The 17,589-nt window shown below is 66.6% G+C and carries 14 protein-coding genes and 1 pseudogene; 7 read left to right on the top strand and 8 right to left on the bottom strand.

Annotation, left to right across the window (positions count from 1 at the left end):
* Positions 1 to 964 (top strand): annotated as a pseudogene (locus ACIP1U_RS32075) (ATP-binding cassette domain-containing protein); the annotation flags it as partial.
* A gap of 71 nt (positions 965 to 1,035) precedes the next feature.
* Here ACIP1U_RS32075 and ACIP1U_RS32070 read toward each other — a convergent pair.
* A complete protein-coding gene (locus ACIP1U_RS32070; protein ID WP_400323816.1) occupies positions 1,036 to 1,668 on the bottom strand; it encodes a hypothetical protein in 633 nt (210 codons plus the stop codon).
* A 216-nt stretch (positions 1,669 to 1,884) separates the two neighbouring features.
* Between ACIP1U_RS32070 and ACIP1U_RS32065 the strand changes: the two genes are divergently transcribed.
* From ACIP1U_RS32065 to ACIP1U_RS32050, 4 genes are all read left to right on the top strand, one after another.
* A complete protein-coding gene (locus tag ACIP1U_RS32065) occupies positions 1,885 to 3,315 on the top strand; it encodes an aldehyde dehydrogenase family protein (protein WP_400323813.1) in 1,431 nt (476 codons plus the stop codon).
* Between the two features lie 112 nt (positions 3,316 to 3,427).
* Positions 3,428 to 5,875, top strand: coding sequence for a penicillin acylase family protein (locus tag ACIP1U_RS32060; protein WP_400323810.1), 2,448 nt, complete (start codon positions 3,428 to 3,430; stop codon positions 5,873 to 5,875).
* Positions 5,876 to 5,997: 122 nt separating this feature from the next.
* The gene (locus tag ACIP1U_RS32055) at positions 5,998 to 6,705 is read left to right on the top strand and encodes a glutamine amidotransferase (RefSeq protein ID WP_400323807.1); all 708 of its coding nucleotides are present in this window, start codon (positions 5,998 to 6,000) and stop codon (positions 6,703 to 6,705) included.
* Positions 6,702 to 7,430 carry an MOSC domain-containing protein gene (locus ACIP1U_RS32050; RefSeq protein ID WP_400323804.1) on the top strand — a complete coding sequence of 243 codons (729 nt, stop codon included), beginning with the start codon at positions 6,702 to 6,704 and terminating at the stop codon, positions 7,428 to 7,430. Before ACIP1U_RS32055 ends, ACIP1U_RS32050 begins: the two co-directional genes overlap by 4 nt.
* Before the next feature lie 24 nt (positions 7,431 to 7,454).
* Here ACIP1U_RS32050 and ACIP1U_RS32045 read toward each other — a convergent pair whose 3' ends face one another.
* On the bottom strand, positions 7,455 to 7,706 hold the full coding sequence (locus tag ACIP1U_RS32045) for a DUF1289 domain-containing protein (protein ID WP_400323801.1): 252 nt from the start codon (positions 7,704 to 7,706) through the stop codon (positions 7,455 to 7,457).
* A gap of 172 nt (positions 7,707 to 7,878) precedes the next feature.
* On the opposite strand from ACIP1U_RS32045, the gene ACIP1U_RS32040 reads away from it, so the two are divergent.
* Entirely contained in the window at positions 7,879 to 8,346 is a 468-nt protein-coding gene (locus ACIP1U_RS32040) for a PaaI family thioesterase (protein WP_400323798.1), read from the top strand.
* Positions 8,347 to 8,591: 245 nt separating this feature from the next.
* On the opposite strand, the gene ACIP1U_RS32035 is transcribed toward ACIP1U_RS32040, so the two are convergent.
* On the bottom strand, positions 8,592 to 9,137 hold the full coding sequence (locus tag ACIP1U_RS32035; protein WP_400323795.1) for a carboxymuconolactone decarboxylase family protein: 546 nt from the start codon (positions 9,135 to 9,137) through the stop codon (positions 8,592 to 8,594).
* 127 nt (positions 9,138 to 9,264) lie between these two features.
* Here ACIP1U_RS32035 and ACIP1U_RS32030 point away from each other — a divergent pair, with 127 nt between their 5' ends.
* Entirely contained in the window at positions 9,265 to 10,131 is an 867-nt protein-coding gene (locus tag ACIP1U_RS32030) for an AraC family transcriptional regulator (protein ID WP_400323819.1), read from the top strand.
* Between the two features lie 132 nt (positions 10,132 to 10,263).
* Here the strand turns inward: ACIP1U_RS32030 and ACIP1U_RS32025 are convergent, their stop codons facing one another.
* The 5 genes from ACIP1U_RS32025 to ACIP1U_RS32005 all read right to left on the bottom strand — a co-directional run.
* The gene (locus ACIP1U_RS32025) at positions 10,264 to 11,394 is read right to left on the bottom strand and encodes an asparaginase (RefSeq protein WP_400323792.1); all 1,131 of its coding nucleotides are present in this window, start codon (positions 11,392 to 11,394) and stop codon (positions 10,264 to 10,266) included.
* Between the two features lie 219 nt (positions 11,395 to 11,613).
* Complete coding sequence (locus ACIP1U_RS32020) at positions 11,614 to 13,068, bottom strand: bifunctional 2-methylcitrate dehydratase/aconitate hydratase (RefSeq protein ID WP_400323789.1); 1,455 nt, start codon at positions 13,066 to 13,068, stop codon at positions 11,614 to 11,616.
* A 27-nt stretch (positions 13,069 to 13,095) separates the two neighbouring features.
* Positions 13,096 to 14,286, bottom strand: coding sequence for a 2-methylaconitate cis-trans isomerase PrpF (gene prpF / locus ACIP1U_RS32015; RefSeq protein WP_400323786.1), 1,191 nt, complete (start codon positions 14,284 to 14,286; stop codon positions 13,096 to 13,098).
* 234 nt (positions 14,287 to 14,520) lie between these two features.
* Positions 14,521 to 17,133, bottom strand: coding sequence for a Fe/S-dependent 2-methylisocitrate dehydratase AcnD (acnD, locus tag ACIP1U_RS32010; protein WP_400323783.1), 2,613 nt, complete (start codon positions 17,131 to 17,133; stop codon positions 14,521 to 14,523).
* A 123-nt stretch (positions 17,134 to 17,256) separates the two neighbouring features.
* Positions 17,257 to 17,589, bottom strand: a 333-nt coding sequence (locus ACIP1U_RS32005) for a citrate/2-methylcitrate synthase (protein ID WP_400323780.1), incomplete at its 5' end; no start/stop codon positions are given.

Raw genomic sequence — 17,589 nt, 5'->3', positions numbered from 1 at the left:
CCCACATGGCCGACATGGACTACGGCACGCTCAAGGTCTACCCGGCAACAACGACGAATACATGGAAGCGTACATGCAGGCCCGCGAGCGCCAGATGGCCGCCAACGCGCGCGCCAAGGAGCGCATCAGCGAACTGCAGGACTTCGTGCGCCGCTTCTCGGCCAACAAGTCCAAGGCCCGCCAGGCCACCTCGCGCGCCAAGCAGATCGAGAAGATCAAGGTCGAGGACATCAAGCCGTCGTCGCGCCAGAACCCGTTCATCCGCTTCGAGTTCGAGAAGAAGCTGCACAACCTGGCGGTCGAGGTGGAGAACATCACCAAGAGCTACGACCGCAAGATCATCAACAGCCTGTCGATGGCGATTCAGGCCGGCGAGCGCGTGGCGATCATTGGCGAAAACGGCGCGGGCAAGACCACGCTGCTGCGCAGCCTGCTCAACGGCGCGGTGCAGACCGGCGTGCAGCGCGGCGTGGAAGTCGACCGCGGCGAGGTCAAGTGGGCCGAGAACGCCAATGTCGGCTACATGCCGCAGGACACGTATGAGGAATTCCCCGCAGACCGCGACGTGATGGACTGGATGAGCCAGTGGACGCAGGCCGGCGATGACGAAACGTCGCTGCGCGGCACGCTGGGCCGCCTGCTGTTCTCGGCCGACGATATCAAGAAGAACGTCAAGGTGCTGTCCGGCGGCGAGAAGGGCCGCATGATCTGGGGCAAGCTGATGCTGGGCCGCCACAATGTGCTGGCGCTGGACGAGCCGACCAACCACATGGACATGGAGTCGATCGAGTCGATGCAGATCGCGCTGGACAAGTTCCAGGGCACGCTGATCTTCGTGTCGCACGACCGCGAGTTCGTCTCGGGCTTGGCCACGCGCGTGATCGAAGTGCGCACCGACGGCACGCTGGCCGACTACCTGGGTACGTATGACGAGTACCTGCAGTCGCAGGGGATCGACGGCTGAGTTTGCCGCATTCCCATGGAAAAGGCCGCCCTCCGAGGCGGCCTTTTTGCTGTCTGGCCCCCCGGGGGCGGTCATCCGGCTGCCGCCGGCAGGTCTTGTGCGATGGTGTCCAGTTCACGCAGGATCGCATGCGCCGTGATTTCGCCCTTGGCCTTGAGCAGCGCCGCGTGCAGCGGCTCGCGCAGGGTCAGCAGCGTAGGCAAGTCCGGCGCCTTTTCCACCTTGACCTGCAGCATGTAGCCCCGCAGGCCCAGGTGCTGGCCGATGACTTCGGTATAGAAGTGATAGAGGCGCTGGAACGCGTCGATCTCGGCGGCAGAGTGCGTCGGCGGCGCCTGCTGCGCTATCGGCTGTGTCGAGGCAGGAATACCCGCCGGCTCGGCGGCCGGCGCGTGCCGCATGGCGTACACCGAAAACAAGTTGGTATCCGCCGCGGCGGCCGAAGTGCGCGCAGGTGCATCCGCAACGGCAGCCGCAATCGCCGGTGCCGCCTCCTGCACTGCCTCGACCAGCCCCTGGGCGGCCAGAATGTCGATGGCATCGGGCCCCACGCCCATGCCTGCCGCCTGCGCCAGCAGGTCTTGCCCGCGGCGCTCGCCGTTGACCATCAATAGCAGCGCGCGCAGTTTGTGGTCCAGCTTGCGCGCGCGCGTCCTGATCTCGTCTTGTCCCGCATCCGTCTTGCGGTAGATCGGATCGACCATGTGTCTCGCTCCCTTGTTATGCCGGCCGTCCGTGCGAGCAGTCCGTTTTGCGGGTGCGGCCGATTATCGCCATTTGATAAAGAGCGGCCGGCGCGGGGGCTGCCAGGGCTGGAAACATAGTCTCCAAACCGCTCTACAATGTGCGTGCACCATAAAAGTAACAAAAAAATGCGGTTGCCCATCCGTCAAACTCAGCACCAACCGAGAACTGTGGCCATGCAACAACGAGACAAACTGTTTATCAACGGCAAGTGGGTCGCGCCCCACGGTACCGGCACCATCGACGTCATCCATTCCAGCACCGAAGCGGTGATGGGGACCATTCCCGAAGGCTCGCCGCGCGATGCGGAAGACGCCATCCAGGCCGCCCGCGCTGCCTTTGACGGCTGGGCGGCGACGCCCGCGTCGGTGCGCGCCGGGTATATCGCCAAGATCGCCGAAGGGCTGAAGGCGCGCAGCGAAGAACTGGCCCAGATGATCGCCGGCGAAGTCGGCATGCCGATCAAGCTGGCGCGCGCGATCCAGGTGGGCGGCCCGGTCTACAACTGGGGGCAGGCCGCGAAGCTGCTCGACACCTTCCCCTTCGAGGAAGAAGTCGGCAATTCGCTGGTGGTGCGCGAGCCGGTGGGCGTGGTGGCGGCGATCACGCCGTGGAACTACCCGCTCAACCAGATCACGCTGAAGGTCGCACCGGCGCTGGCCGCGGGTTGCACCGTGGTGCTCAAGCCGTCGGAAGTGGCGCCGCTGAACGCCTTCGTGCTGGCCGAGGTGATCGAGGCCGCCGGCCTGCCGCCAGGGGTGTTCAACCTGGTGACGGGGTTTGGCCCGGTGGTGGGCGAGGTGCTGGCGAGCCATCCGGAGGTCGACATGGTGTCGTTCACCGGTTCGACCCGGGCCGGCAAGCGCGTGTCCGAACTGGCATCTCAGACGGTCAAGCGCGTGGCGCTGGAGCTGGGCGGCAAGTCTGCCTCGGTGGTCCTGGACGATGCCGACCTGGCGGCGGCGGTCAAGGGCACGATCAGCGCCTGCTTCCTCAATTCGGGCCAGACCTGTTCGGCGCATACCCGCATGCTGGTGCCGCGTGCCCGCTACGACGAAGTGAAGGCGATCGCGCAGAAGGTGGTGGCCGGCTTTACCGTGGGCGATCCGCTGCAGGAAACCACCAGGCTCGGACCGCTGATTTCCGCCGTGCAGAAGGAGCGTGTCACCGGCTATATTCGCCGCGGGCTGGAAGAGGGCGCTGAACTGGTGGCCGGCGGCGCCGAGGCGCCGGAAGGGTTGGATCAGGGCTTCTTCGTCAAGCCGACCGTGCTCGGCAATGTCGAGCCGCGTGCCACCGTGGCGCAGGAAGAGATCTTCGGGCCGGTGCTCTCGATCATCTGCTATGACACCGAGGAAGAGGCGGTGCGCATTGCCAACGACAGCATCTATGGGCTGGGTGGCGGCGTCTGGTCCGGCGACGAGGCGCGCGCGATCCGCGTGGCGCGGCGCATCCGCACCGGCCAGGTCGATATCAACGGCGGGCCGTTCAACATGGCCGCGCCGTTCGGCGGCTACAAGCAGTCCGGCAACGGGCGCGAGGCCGGCAAGTACGGGCTGGAGGAATTCCTCGAATACAAGGCCCTGCAGTTGAAGAAGCCGGCCTGAGGCCTGCGGACATGGGAAAATGCCCGGCTGGTCCGGGCATTTTGCATCGCCGCCAACGAAGCGGCGGCAGTCGCCGTTACCACACCACGACAAGGATAAAAGGGGAGCAACGATGCGCTGGTTCGGTGGTCTGGCCAAGCTTGCGGGATGGCTGCTGGTGCTGGCGATAGCCGGCACGGCGGGGGCCTTCATCTGGTATCGCCAGGCGGCGCAGCCGCCCGCATCCGGCACTGTCGCGCTGCCAGGCTTGCGTGGCCAGGTCACCGTCGTGCGCGATGGCAACGGCGTGCCGCAGATCCGTGCCGCCAGCAAGGCCGACGCCTGGTTCGCGCTGGGCTACGTCCATGCGCAGGACCGGCTGTGGCAGATGCAGATGAACAAGCGCGTGGTGGCCGGTCGGCTCGCCGAGATTTTGGGGCCGTCCGCGCTCGATAACGACAGGTTCCTGCGCACGCTGGGAGTGCGGCGCAATGCCGAGGCGATCCTGGCGCAGGCTTCGCCGGAAACGCGGGCCGCGCTGCAGGCATATGCCGACGGCGTCAATGCGTGGATCGACCATCGCCAGGGACCGCTGCCGCCAGAATTCCTGCTCCTGCGCACGCAGCCGGAACACTGGGAACCGGCCGATACGCTGGGCTGGCAGACCATGATGGCCTGGGACCTGGGCGGCAACTGGAACCAGGAAACGCTGCGCATGCGCCTGGCGCAGGTGCTGCCGGTGGCGCGCATCAGCGAACTGCTGGCGCCGTACCCAGGCGAGCAGCCGGTGCGCACCATGGATTACGGCCACCTGTACAAGCAACTGGCGCCGCTGGCGAATGCCATGGCCAGCGTCGGCGACAAGGCGCCGCCGGGCTATGTCGAGGGCATGGGCTCGAACAACTGGGTGGTCTCCGGCGCGCACACGCAATCGGGCAAGCCGATGCTGGCCAACGACCCGCACCTGGGTTTGCAGGCGCCGGCGCTGTGGTACTTCGCCCGCATGAAAGCCCCGGGACTGGACGTGGCCGGCGCCACGCTGCCCGGCATTCCGGTGGTCGTGCTCGGGCACAACGACCGCATCGCATGGGGCCTGACCAATACCGCGCCGGACGTGCAGGACCTGTTTATCGAACGGCTGCGGCCCGGCAGCGAAACCCAGTACCAGACTCCGGACGGCTGGGCCACCTTCGAGACCCGCACCGAAACCATCCGCGTCAAGGGCGCGCCCGACGTGACGTTGAAGGTCCGCAGCACGCGCCACGGGCCGGTTATCTCCGACGTGGCCGAGCCGCTGTCCGCGGCGGCCGGGCCGCTTGGCGCGCAATACGTGGTCGCGTTCCAGTGGACCGCGCTGCGTCCGGACGACCGCACCTTCCAGGCCGGCATGAAGATGAACGAGGCGCGCGACTGGGCCAGCTTCACCGCCGCGCTGCGCGACTTCCACTCGCCGCAGCAGAACATTGTCTACGCCGATGTCGACGGCAATATCGGCTTCTTCGCGCCTGGTCGGGTGCCGCTGCGCCGCGCCGACAACGACCTGAAGGGCCTGGCGCCCGCGCCAGGCTGGGATGCGCGCTATGACTGGGCCGGTTTTATCCCGTTCGAGGCGCTGCCGCAGCGCTACAACCCGGCGCAAGGGGTGATCGTAACGGCCAACCAGCGCATCGTGCCGTCGGACTACCCGTACTTCATCACCAGCGAATGGACAGTGCCGTACCGCCATGACCGCATCCAGGCGTTGCTGGCGGCAACGCCCAAGCACACCTTCGACACGTTCGCCGCGATCCAGAAAGACGTGCTGTCGCTGGCCGTGCGCGAGGCCTTGCCGCTGCTGCTGGCCGCACCGGTCAGCCACGACGGCGCAAGGCCTGAGCGCGAGCGCGCGCTGCTCGATGCGCTGCGCAAGTGGGACGGCACCATGGACGCCGAGCGCGCCGAGCCGCTGGTCGTCACCGCCTGGCTGCGCGAGCTGTCGCGGCGGCTGTTCGAGGAAAAGGTCGGCGAGGCAATCTTTGTCCGGCTGTGGGACCAGCGCAACGTGCAACAGCCGATGATGAATATCCTGCGCGACCCCGGCAAGCTCGGGGCGTTCTGGTGCGACCGTCCGCATACTGGACCCGCCGAAAGCTGCAACGACGCGATTGCCGATGCCTGGACCCAGGCGATGGCCGACCTGTCGCGCCGCTATGGCGACGACCCGAAACGCTGGCACTGGGGCCAGGCGCATACGGCCCGTTCCGAGCACAAGCCGTTCGGCAAAGTCGCGTACCTGTCGCCGCTGTTCAACCTGCGCGTGCCGACCGGTGGCGACACGTATACGGTCAACGTCGGCCGCCACAACCTGCGCGACGAAAAGGCGCCGTTCGAGAACACCCACGCCGCAAGCGTGCGCGCGCTGTATGACCTGGCCGACCTGCCGGGATCGCGCTTCATGGATTCGACGGGGCAGTCCGGCAACGCGTTGCTGCCGCGCTATCGCGACTGGGCCGGCAAATGGGCGGCGGTGGAGTACGTGACCATGCCCCTGGCCCCCGCGCGGGCCGATGCCATGACCCTGGTCCCGGCTGCGACAAAATAGCGCACCGTGGCGGCATGCCGTGCCGGAATGCCGCCGCAACAGGCGATATCCTGCCGTGGCTGTCTCGCGACTTGGCCATTGGCGCTACCATGGGGACCCTTCTTGATCGGCAGGAGTCGCCCATGGCCACACGCACCACCCATGTGATCCAGCACCTCGCATTCGAGCATGCGGGCGTGATCGGCAATGCGTTGCGCGCGCGCGGACATGCACTGCGGGTATTCCAGGCGGGCGTCGACGACCTGTGCCCCATCGCCGACGAGCCGGCCGACCTGCTGCTGATCCTGGGCGGGCCGATCGGCGTCTACGAGACGGATGCCTATCCGTGGCTGGAAGGCGAAATCGCACTGATCCGCCAGCGGCTGGCCGCCGGCGGCAAGATGATCGGGGTTTGCCTGGGCGCGCAGCTGATCGCGCGTGCCGCTGGTGCGCGCGTGTTTCCCGGCACGCGCGAGATTGGCTGGGCACCGATCGTGCCGACGCCGGCTGGACGGGATTCGGTGCTTGGCGAACTACACGCGGCTAACTGGGAAGTGCTGCATTGGCATGGCGATACCTTCGACCTGCCGCCCGGCGCGGAACTGTTGGCGTCCACTGGGGCGGTGACAAACCAGGCCTATGCCATCGGCAACCAGGTGCTGGCGCTGCAATTCCATCCGGAAGTCATGCCGGGAGACATCGAGGCCTGGCTGGTTGGGCATACCGTCGAACTCGGCAAGGCCGGCATCGACCCGCGCACCATCCGTGCGCGCACGGCGGAGGTCGGCGCGAACGTGGCGGCGGCAGGCGAACGCATGTTTGCCCGCTGGCTGGAGCAGGCGGGGCTATGAGCACGCCGCCATTGCCGGTGCCGCCGGTACAGGCTGTGATCGACGCCGTGCTCGTTGGCGAGGTGCGGCCGTTCGGGCCCAGGGGCGTCCCCAGCGGCATTGCCAAGGTCGCGGCCAGCGCGCGCGTGCGCATCGGCATGCTCGGGCTGGAAGGCGACCAGCAGGGCGATCCGCGCCACCACGGCGGTCCGGAGAAGGCCGTGCACCACTATCCGCGCGACCACTACCCCGGCTGGCGTGCCGAACTGGCGGAGCAGGGCGCGGCCGGCATTGGCGTGCTGGATGCCCCCGGTGCATTCGGCGAGAACCTGAGCACGCTGGGGCTGACCGAGGCCGATATCTGTATCGGCGACCGTTTCCGGCTTGGCACGGCGCTGGTGGAGGTCTCGCAGGCGCGCCAGCCATGCTTCAAGCTCAATCACCGCTTCGGCTTTCCCGGCATGTCACGGGCGGTGCAGCAAAGCCTGCGCACCGGCTGGTACTACCGCGTGCTGGAAGATGGCGAGGCAGGCGCGGGCGATACGCTGGCGCTGGTGGCGCGTCCGTACCCGCAATGGCCGCTGCAGCGGCTGCTGCACGTGCTGTATGTCGACCGGCTCGACTATGCCGCGCTCAACGACATGGCCGCGCTGGCACCGCTGGCGGAGAGCTGGCGCAAGCTCGCACGGCAGCGCCTGGAGCGGTGCGAAGTCGAAGACATGGAGCGGCGCCTGGCGGGCGGCTGAGGGCCCGGCAGGGGAAGGCGCGTTTCAGCCTTGCCGGAAGCGGCGGGCCGTGCCTTCGCGCGTGATGCGCTCCCACACCACCTGCTTTTCCTCATCGCTGAAGAACACCCAGTTGCTGACCTCGGCGGCGGTGCGTCCGCAGCCCTGGCAGATTTCGTCGAACAGCGTGGAGCAGATGCCGATGCATGGGCTGTCCGGGCGATCGGACAGCGTGGAATCCGTATTGCCGGTCTCCGGTTCGGGGCGGAGCGGGGCGGATTCGAAAGACTGCGGCATGGTGGCGGGAGCGGGGTTGGGGTGAAACGGGGGGACATTATACGGGGTCCGGGTGGTGGCCCGCCGGGCGCGGGCGGACTGCAAGCCAACTACGTCATACGTAATTGAGCCGGGGCACCTGAGCCACTACCCTCCATCCATCCCTGCAAGGACCACACCCTGGAGCCGTTCCATGCCGCAAGCCATTGCCACTCTCGCCCCCTCGCGCCGCGATGCCGCCGTTGACCCACGCATGCGCACGATGATCGACAACATCCTGCTGGGCTCACCGGTCGCGCGGGCGCTGGGCGTGCGGCTGGCCTGCCTGGCGCCTGAGCACGTCGAGCTTGAAATGCCGTTCCTGCCGACCAATGTGACCCATGGCAGCACCGTGCACGGTGGGGTCATTGCCACGCTGATCGATATTGCCGGCGCCGCGGTGGCCGCATCGGGCGCCAGTGCCGACGAAGTGAAGGGCGGAGCGACCAGTTCGCTGTCGATCCAGTACCTGGCGCCGGCGCAAGGGGCGGCATTGCGCGCGGTGGCGACAGTGGTGCGGCGTGGCCGGCGGCAGGTAGCCAGCGAGGTGTCCGTCTACGCCGAGGCAGCCGACGAAGCCGTGCTGGTGGCAAAGGCGTTGATGAGCAGCGCCATGTTCTGAGTCGACGGGCCAGCGCAGGCGCGCTGCTACCTCTTCAGAAAATGCAATTAACCGCCAGCATTGCTTCTAGACCTCCATGCGCGCCAGTAAGCTGGCGCGAATCCGCTTCCAATGAGAGGGCGGCTTCATGGACGCGTCGATGCAGCAGCAAGGCCCAGATCATCGAGGCCCGGCTGATGACGGGCGCCTCGCGCGGCCAGGCGTTGGGCATGCCGGGCCGCGAGGGCTGAGGCCGCTCAGGTCACTCAGGCCGCGGCGCGCAGCCTGATCTTCGGGAAATCGACCGGGACCGCGAATGCGACGTTCACGTAGTTGGTGAACAGGTTCAGCGCCACATGTGCCAGGATCTCGACAATCTGTTCATCGTTGAATCCGGCTTCGCGCAGTTGCGCCACATCGGCATCGCTGACCTGGCCGCGGTCGTTGACCAGCTTGAGCGCGAACGACAAAGCGGCGGCCGTCTGCGGGTCCTGCGCGCGCCCGGCCTGCGCTTCCGACATTTCCTGGGCGGTCGCGCCGGCCTTGCGGCCGAGTGCGGTGTGGGCTGCCAGGCAGTATTCGCACTGGTTGCGGTCGGCCACGGCAACGGCGATCTTCTCGCCGAGCGCAGCGCCCAATACACCGCTGCCTAGCGCGCCGAACGCACCCCACATGCTGCGCAGCGCAGCGGGTGAGTTGGCAACAGCCTGGAACATGTTGGGGGTGGCGCCAAAGGCACCGTGGATTTCGTTCAAGAGCGCCTTGGTGTCGCCCGAGGCGGTGGCGGCGGTGACGAGAGGAACGCGGGGCATGATGAACTCCTTGGTACGGGGTTAAGTGAACAGGCGTTGTGATCGCCCTGGAACCCATAATGGTTGGAAACTGCGTACTATGGGATACGCAACGTCCTCCATCCATATCAATTCGTCCACGCTTGCCATGAATGCACCGGTCGACCGCCTGTCCGCGCTGCTGGAGCGTTTCCGCGCCCGCGCCCACCTGTTCCACCAGGGTCCGCTGTGCGGGCTGACGCAATTCGTCGCTCAGCCCGGCCGCGGGTTCCTGCATGTGCTGCGGCGGGGCGAACTCGAACTGCGCCATCCGCCCGGCGCCGGGCTGCCGGGGATGTTGCGCTTCGAGGAGCCGACGCTGCTGTTCTACCCTCGCCCGATCCACCACATGTTCCACAACCCGCCAGTGGAGGGATCGGATTTCACCTGCGCGGCGCTGGATTTCGACGGCGGCGCGCGCAATCCGGTGGTGCGCGCGTTGCCGCCGCTGATCGCCCTGCCGCTGGCGCGCGTGGCGGGGCTGGAACAGGCGCTGGCGCTGCTGTTCGCCGAGGCCGAACAGGTGCGCTGCGGCCACCGGTTGCTGGCGGACCGGCTCTTCGAAGTCGTGCTGATCCAGTTGCTGCGCTGGCTGATCGACCATCACCAGGACGCCGGCATCCAGGCCGGACTGATCGCGGGGCTGTCTGACCCGCGCCTGGCGCGCGCGCTGGTGGCGCTGCACGAGGATCCCGGCGCCGCGTGGGACCTGCCGCGCATGGCGGAGCGCGCGGGCATGTCGCGCAGCGCGTTTGCCGCCGCGTTCCGGCGCATCGTGGGCCAGCCGCCGGCTGACTACCTGACCGACTGGCGGCTGTCGCTGGCGCAGGCGCAGCTCAGGCTGGGTCGTCCGGTGAAATCTGTGGCGGTGGAACTGGGGTATGCCAATGCGTCTGCGCTATCGCGCGCATTCAGCACGCGGCTGGGCGAATCGCCGCGGCAATGGCTGGAGCGGGAGGAAACCGGGAGAAAGTAGAGCGGACCGGGCAGCCGTCGTCATCGAAACAACCACCAGAGTGTCTCCTCTCCCGCGAGCGGGAGAGGAGACGGGGGATCAGGGGGGAGAGCAGGAGCGTCTGGCGTCGAGACCGGCCGCTCCACGCCGCCATCAATACTTCCAGAAAACCTGCTGCAGCGCCTTCGCGTCGTTGGTCTTGGTCAGCGCCAGCGCCATCAGGATGCGCGCCTTCTGCGGCAGCTGGTCGTCGGTGACGATCCAGTCGTACTTGTCGTCCGGCTGCTCCGCATTGCGGACCACCACCCCGCTGCCGGTGCGCGAGGCACGCACGATCTGCACGCCCTTGGCGCGCGCTGCCTTGAGCGACTCGACCATATAGTCGCCGACGCTGCCGTTGCCGGTGGCGGCATAGACGATGGCCTTGGCACCGTTCTTCACGGCAGCGTCGATGCTGGCCGGATTGACGTTGCCGTAGGCGTAGACCACTGCCACTTCGGGCAGCTTGTCGATCTTGTCGATATCCCACTCGGTCTGCACGGTGTGCGGGCGCGCCGGCAGGCGGTAATACAGCGAGCGGCCTTCCACCACGTAGCCCAGCGGGCCGAACGGCGAACGGAAGGTTTCGGTCTTGAAGGTATTGCTCTTGGTAACGTCGCGGCCGGTGTGGATTTCATCGTTGAGCACCACCAGCGTGCCCTTGCCCTTCGAAGCGGGATTGGAAGCCACCAGGACCGCGTCATACAGGTTCAGTGCGCCGTCCGCGCCCAGCGCCGTACCCGGGCGCATCGAGCCGACCACCACCACCGGCTTGTCGCTCTTGAGCGTCAGGTTGAGGAAGTACGCGGTTTCCTCGATGGTATCCGTGCCATGCGTGATGACGATGCCGTCGACGTCAGGCTGCTTGAGCAGCTCCGAGACGCGCTTGGCCAGCTTCAGCAGGCGTTCGTTGTTGAAGCTTTCCGAGCCGATCTGGAAGATCTGCTCGCCCTTGACGTTGGCGACCTTGGACATTTCCGGGACCGAGGCGATGATCTTGTCGACCGGCACCACGGCGGACTGGTAAGCCGCGGTATTGATGGCCGATGCGCCGGCGCCGGCAATGGTGCCGCCGGTACCGATGATGACGATGTTCGCCTTGCGGGCTTCGGCTGGGGCCGGGGCCGTGGCAGCGGCCGTGACGGGCAGGGCGGCCGGTGCCAGTTGCGCACTGGCGGTGCCGGTGATCAGGCTGGCCGACAGCAGGGCGGCAGCCAGCGTAGTGGCGCGGGCAAAACGTTTCATGATTCTCCTCGGTATATATACGAACGTGTAGGCGCGTATAGGAACAGCAGCGGGAATGGCAGCACATGCCTTGTGGGCACAGCGGTGCCATCCGCATTCAGTCTTCGTCCGCCTGCCGGGGCCTGCGTCCAGGCAACGGCCGGGCAGCGGCTGAGACTATACGTTAGGAGAATCTTCAGGGGTTATGCCGATTCGGCATGAAAATCCGCACGCGATAACCTAGATCGCATACATATCGAGGTAGTCGTTAACGGCGATCGCCTCAAGGCGAGCCTGGTCCAGCGACACCGCCAGGATCGCCTGCTGCTGTTTCGGCGGGAAACGCCGCGCCAGGTTAGTGCGGAACTTTTCCACCAGCAGCGGGATGCCTTCGGCGCGCCGGCGCTTGTGCCCGAGGGGATATTCGACCAGCACTTCGTCCAGCACGGTGCCGTCGTTCAGCGCGACGGTCAGTGCATTGGCGATCGAGCGCTTGTCCGGGTCGTGGTAGTCGTGCGTCAGCGCGGGGTCTTCCAGGCAGGCGATCCTGTCGCGCAGTGCGTCGATGCGCGGATCGGCCGCAACGTCATCCTCATAGTCAGCGGCGGTCAGGCGGCCGAACAGCAATGGCACCGCCACCATGTACTGGATGCAATGGTCGCGGTCGGCAGGGTTGCTGAGCGGGCCCTGCTTGTCGATGATGCGCAGGCAGGCCTCATGGGTACGGATGGTGATGGCTGCAATATCCGCCGCCGATCGCCCGGCGCACGCGAGCGCGCCATGCAGCTGCATGGCCGCTTCCACCGCAGTCTGTGCATGGAACTCGGCGGGGAACGAGATCTTGAACAGCACGTTCTCCATCACGTACGAGCCGTAGGGCCGCTGGAACCTGAACGGCTGGCCCTTGAAGAGCACGTCATAGAAGCCCCAGGCCTTTGCCGTCAGCGCCGACGGATAGCCCATTTCGCCGGTGCGCGCGATCAGCGCCAGACGCACCGCGCGGCTGGTCGCATCGCCCGCGGCCCAGCTCTTGCGGCTGCCGGTGTTGGGCGCATGGCGATAGGTACGCAGGCTCTGGCCATCGACCCAGGCCAGCGAGACCGCATTGATGATCTCGTCGCGCGCCAGCCCCAGCATCTGCGCGACCACGGCAGTGGAGGCCACCTTGACCAGCACCACGTGGTCCAGGCCCACTTTGTTGAACGAGTTCTCCAGCGCGATGCAGCCCTGGATCTCATGCGCCTTGATCATGGCCGTAAGCACGGCCTTCATTGTCAGCGGCTTGCGGCCGGCGGCGAGGTTATTGCGCGAGATCCAGTCGGCGACGGCCAGGATGCCGCCGAGGTTATCGGATGGATGCCCCCATTCTGCCGCCAGCCAGGTGTCGTTGAAATCCAGCCAGCGGATCATCGTGCCGATATTGAACGCGGCCTGGACCGGATCGAGCTGGAACTGGGTGCCCGGTACGCGCGCGCCGTTGGGCACGATCGTGCCGGGGACGATGGGGCCGAGCAGCTTGGTGCAGGCCGGGTAGGACAGGGCTTCGAGCCCGCAACCGAGGGTGTCGATCAGGCAGTTGCGGGCGGTATCGTAGGCGAGGCCGCTCTTGATCTCGTAGCGGGTGACATAGTCGACGATGTCGACCAGCACCTGGTCCGGATCGGGGCGTTGCGCGGACGGCGTGTCAGTGGACATGAACGGCCTCGCGGAAGGGGGCTCAGCTCAGAACGCGTCGCCCGGCACGCGCACCCAGCCTTCCATCAGCACGCGCGCGCTGCGGCTCATGATGGCCTTCTTGACCACCCATTCGCCATTGACCTGCTGCGCTTCGGCGCCCACGCGCAGCGTGCCGGACGGGTGCCCGAAACGCACGGCGTTGCGTTCGCCACCGCCGGCAGCCAGGTTGACCAGCGTGCCGGGGATGGCCGCCGCGGTGCCGATGGCAACGGCTGCCGTGCCCATCATCGCGTGGTGCAGCTTGCCCATGGAGAGCGCGCGCACCAGCAGGTCCACGTCGGCCGCAGCCACCTTCTTGCCGCTGGAGGCGGTGTAGTCCACCGGCTTGGCCACGAAGGCAACCTTGGGCGTGTGCTGGCGCCTGGCGGCCTCGTCCACGTCCTTGATCAGGCCCATGCGCAGCGCGCCATAGGCGCGGATGGTCTCGAACACCGCCAGCGCCTTGGTGTCGCTGTTGATGGCGTCCTGGAGTTCGGTGCCCGTATAGCCGATGCTTTCCGCATTGACGAAGATGGTCGGGATGCCGGCGTTGATCATGGTCGCCTTGAGCGTGCCGACGCCCGGCACCTCGAGGTCGTCGACCACGTTGCCGGTTGGGAACATGGCGCCGCCGGCGCCTTCTTCCTCGGCAGCCGGGTCCATGAACTCGAGCTGCACTTCGGCGGCGGGGAAGGTCACGCCGTCGAGTTCAAAGTCACCGGTTTCCTGCACTTCACCGTTGGTGATGGGCACATGGCCGATGATGGTCTTGCCGATATTGGCCTGCCAGATGCGCACGATGGCGATGCCGTTCTGCGGGATGCGGCTCGGGTCAACCAGGCCGGCGCTGATGGCGAACGGGCCGACCGCGGCGGACAGGTTGCCGCAGTTGCCGCTCCAGTCCACGAAGGACTGGTCGATCGAGACCTGGCCGAACAGGTAGTCGACATCGTGATCCGGACGCGTGCTCCTGGACAGGATTACGGTCTTGCTGGTGCTGGAGGTCGCGCCGCCCATGCCGTCGATCTGCTTGCCGTACGGGTCGGGGCTGCCGATCACGCGCATCAGCAGCGCATCGCGGGCCGGGCCGGGCGACTGTGCACGCTCGGGCAGGTCCTGCAGGCGGAAAAACACGCCCTTGCTGGTGCCGCCACGGATGTAGGTGGCGGGGATCTTGATTTGGGGTACGTGGGCCATGGGAATCACTAGTCCTGGTTAGGCCGTTTGGGGCCTTGTCTCACTCAGTCAGCTTAAGAATCAATCGTTGGGAAGCAAGCAGCGATTATTTTCTCCCCTCTCCCTCTGGGAGAGGGGTGGGGGAGAGGGCAGGCGTTGCCACGAAGTGAAGCGATATCGTGCTTGCCGAACGCCGGCCCTCCCCCCCACCCCTCTCCCGCAAGCGGGAGAGGGGAGCAACCCAACAGCAACGCCTTATGCCGCCGCCTTGCTCGACTCCAGAAAGTCCTGCGCAAACCGCTGCAGCACGCCGCCAGCCTCGTAGATCGAAACTTCCTCGTCGCTGTCCAGGCGGCACGTGACCGGCACTTCCACGCGCTCGCCATTCTTGCGATGCACCACCAGCGTCAGCGTCGCGCGCGGCTGGCGCTCGCCGATCACGTCATAAGTCTCGGTGCCATCCAGCCCCAGCGTCAGGCGGTTCACACCCGGCTTGAACTCCAGCGGCAGCACGCCCATGCCGATCAGGTTGGTGCGGTGGATGCGCTCGAAGCCCTCGGCGACGATGGCTTCCACGCCGGCCAGGCGTACGCCCTTGGCGGCCCAGTCGCGCGACGAGCCCTGGCCATAGTCCGCGCCGGCGATGATGATCAGCGGCTGCTTGCGATCCATGTAGGTCTCGATCGCCTCCCACATGCGCACGACCTTGCCTTCCGGCTCGATGCGCGCCAGCGAACCCTTCTTGACCTGGCCGTCGACTACCGCCATTTCATTGATCAGCGTCGGGTTGGCGAAGGTGGCGCGCTGCGCGGTCAGGTGGTCGCCGCGGTGCGTGGCGTACGAATTGAAGTCCTCTTCCGGCAGGCCCATCTTGGCCAGGTACTCGCCGGCCGCGCTGTTCAGCAGGATCGCGTTGGACGGCGACAGGTGGTCGGTGGTGATGTTGTCGCCCAGCACCGCCAGCGGACGCAGGCCCTGGAGCGTGCGCTCGCCGGCCAGCGCGCCTTCCCAGTACGGCGGGCGGCGGATATAGGTGCTCTGCGGGCGCCAGTCGTACAGCGGCTCGGCGCTCTCGCCGGTTTCCGCGGTCAGCGCGAACATCGGCTCGTAGACCTTGCGGAACTGCTCGGGCTTGACGCTCTGCTTGACGATGGCGTCGATCTCTTCGTCGGTCGGCCAGATGTCCTTCAGATAGACCGGCTTGCCGTCCTTGTCCGTGCCGAGCACATCCTTCTCGATATCGAAGCGGATGGTGCCGGCGATGGCGTAGGCGACCACCAGCGGCGGCGAGGCCAGGAAGGCCTGCTTGGCATACGGGTGGATGCGGCCGTCGAAGTTGCGGTTGCCGGACAGCACGGCGGTGGCGTACAGGTCGCGGTCGATGATTTCCTGCTGGATCTTCGGATCGAGCGCGCCGGACATGCCATTGCAGGTGGTGCAGGCGAAGGCGACGATGCCGAAGCCGAGCTTTTCCAGGTCCGGCAGCAGATTCGCTTCTTCCAGGTACAGCTCGACGGCCTTGGAGCCCGGCGCCAGCGACGACTTGACCCACGGCTTGCGCGTCAGCCCGCGCGCGTTGGCGTTGCGCGCCAGCAGCGCGGCGGCGATCACGTTGCGCGGGTTGCTGGTGTTGGTGCAGCTGGTGATGGCCGCGATGATCACTGCGCCATCCGGCATCAGGCCTTCGGCCTCCTGCGCGCGGGCCTTGTCCAGGTCCACGGCGATGCCACGCTCTGCCAGCGCCGAGGTCGGCAGGCGCTTGTGCGGGTTCGACGGGCCGGCCATGTTGCGCACCACGCTCGACAGGTCGAACTTCAGCACGCGCTCATACTCGGCGTTGTTCAGCGAATCCGCCCACAGGCCGGCGGTCTTGGCGTAGGTTTCGACCAGCTTGAGCTGCTCGTCGGTGCGGCCGGTCAGGCGCAGGTATTCGATGGTCTGCTCGTCGATAAAGAACATCGCCGCGGTGGCGCCGTATTCCGGCGCCATGTTGGAGATGGTGGCGCGGTCGCCGAGCGTCAGGCTCGAGGCGCCTTCGCCGCGGAACTCCAGGTAGGCGCCGACCACCTTTTCCTTGCGCAGGAATTCGGTCAGGGCCAGCACGATGTCGGTGGCGGTGATGCCGGGCTGGCGCTTGCCGGTCAGCTCGACGCCGACGATATCCGGCAGGCGCATCCACGAGGCCCGGCCGAGCATCACGTTCTCGGCTTCCAGGCCGCCCACGCCGATGGCGATCACGCCCAGCGCATCGACGTGCGGGGTGTGGCTGTCGGTGCCGACGCAGGTGTCGGGGTAGGCCACGCCGTTGTCAGCGTGGATCACCGGCGACATCTTCTCCAGGTTGATCTGGTGCATGATGCCGTTGCCCGGCGGGATCACGTCGACGTTCTTGAACGCCTTCTTGGTCCAGTCGATGAAATGGAAACGGTCTTCATTGCGGCGGTCTTCGATGGCGCGGTTCTTCTCGAACGCGTGCGGGTCGAAGCCACCGCATTCCACCGCCAGCGAGTGGTCGACGATCAGCTGCACCGGCACCACCGGGTTGACCTTGGCGGGGTCGCCGCCCTGGTCGGCAATGGCGTCGCGCAGGCCGGCAAGGTCCACCAGCGCGGTCTGGCCCAGGATGTCGTGGCACACCACGCGTGCGGGGAACCACGGGAAGTCGAGGTCGCGCTTGCGCCCGATCAGTTGCTTCAGCGAATCCGTCAGCGTGGCGGGATCGCAGCGGCGCACCAGGTTTTCTGCCAGCACGCGCGACGTGTACGGCAGCTTGTCGTAGGCACCCGGCTGGATGGCCTCGACCGCGGCGCGCGCGTCGAAGTAATCCAGCTTGGTGCCCGGTAGCGGTTTGCGGTTTGCAGAATTCATGGTGTAGGGAAATCTATATAAGTATGAAAAAGGGGTAGCGGTCCCGTATCAGCGACCAACTACCCCCTTTGCCCGCAGGCCCGGATCAATGCAACCCGACGCAGGGCAAACCGGCAGCCGGCCTTACTTGCGATCCTTGATCGGCACGAACTTCAGGTTCTCCGGACCGGTGTAGTTGGCGCTCGGGCGGATGATCTTGTTGTCGATGCGTTGCTCGATGATATGCGCGGCCCAGCCCGAAGTGCGTGCAATCACGAACAGCGGCGTGAACATCGCCGTCGGCACGCCCATCATGTGGTAGCTCACCGCGCTGAACCAGTCCAGGTTCGGGAACATCTTCTTGATGTCCCACATCACGGTCTCCAGGCGCTCGGCGATGTCGAACATCTTCAGCGAGCCGGCGTCCTTCGACAGCTTCTTCGCCACTTCCTTGATCACCTGGTTACGCGGGTCGCC

The sequence above is a fragment of the Cupriavidus sp. NPDC089707 genome, from assembly GCF_044748965.1.
Classification (GTDB): Bacteria; Pseudomonadota; Gammaproteobacteria; order Burkholderiales; family Burkholderiaceae; genus Cupriavidus.
This window is presented reverse-complemented; position numbering and strand designations above follow the sequence as displayed.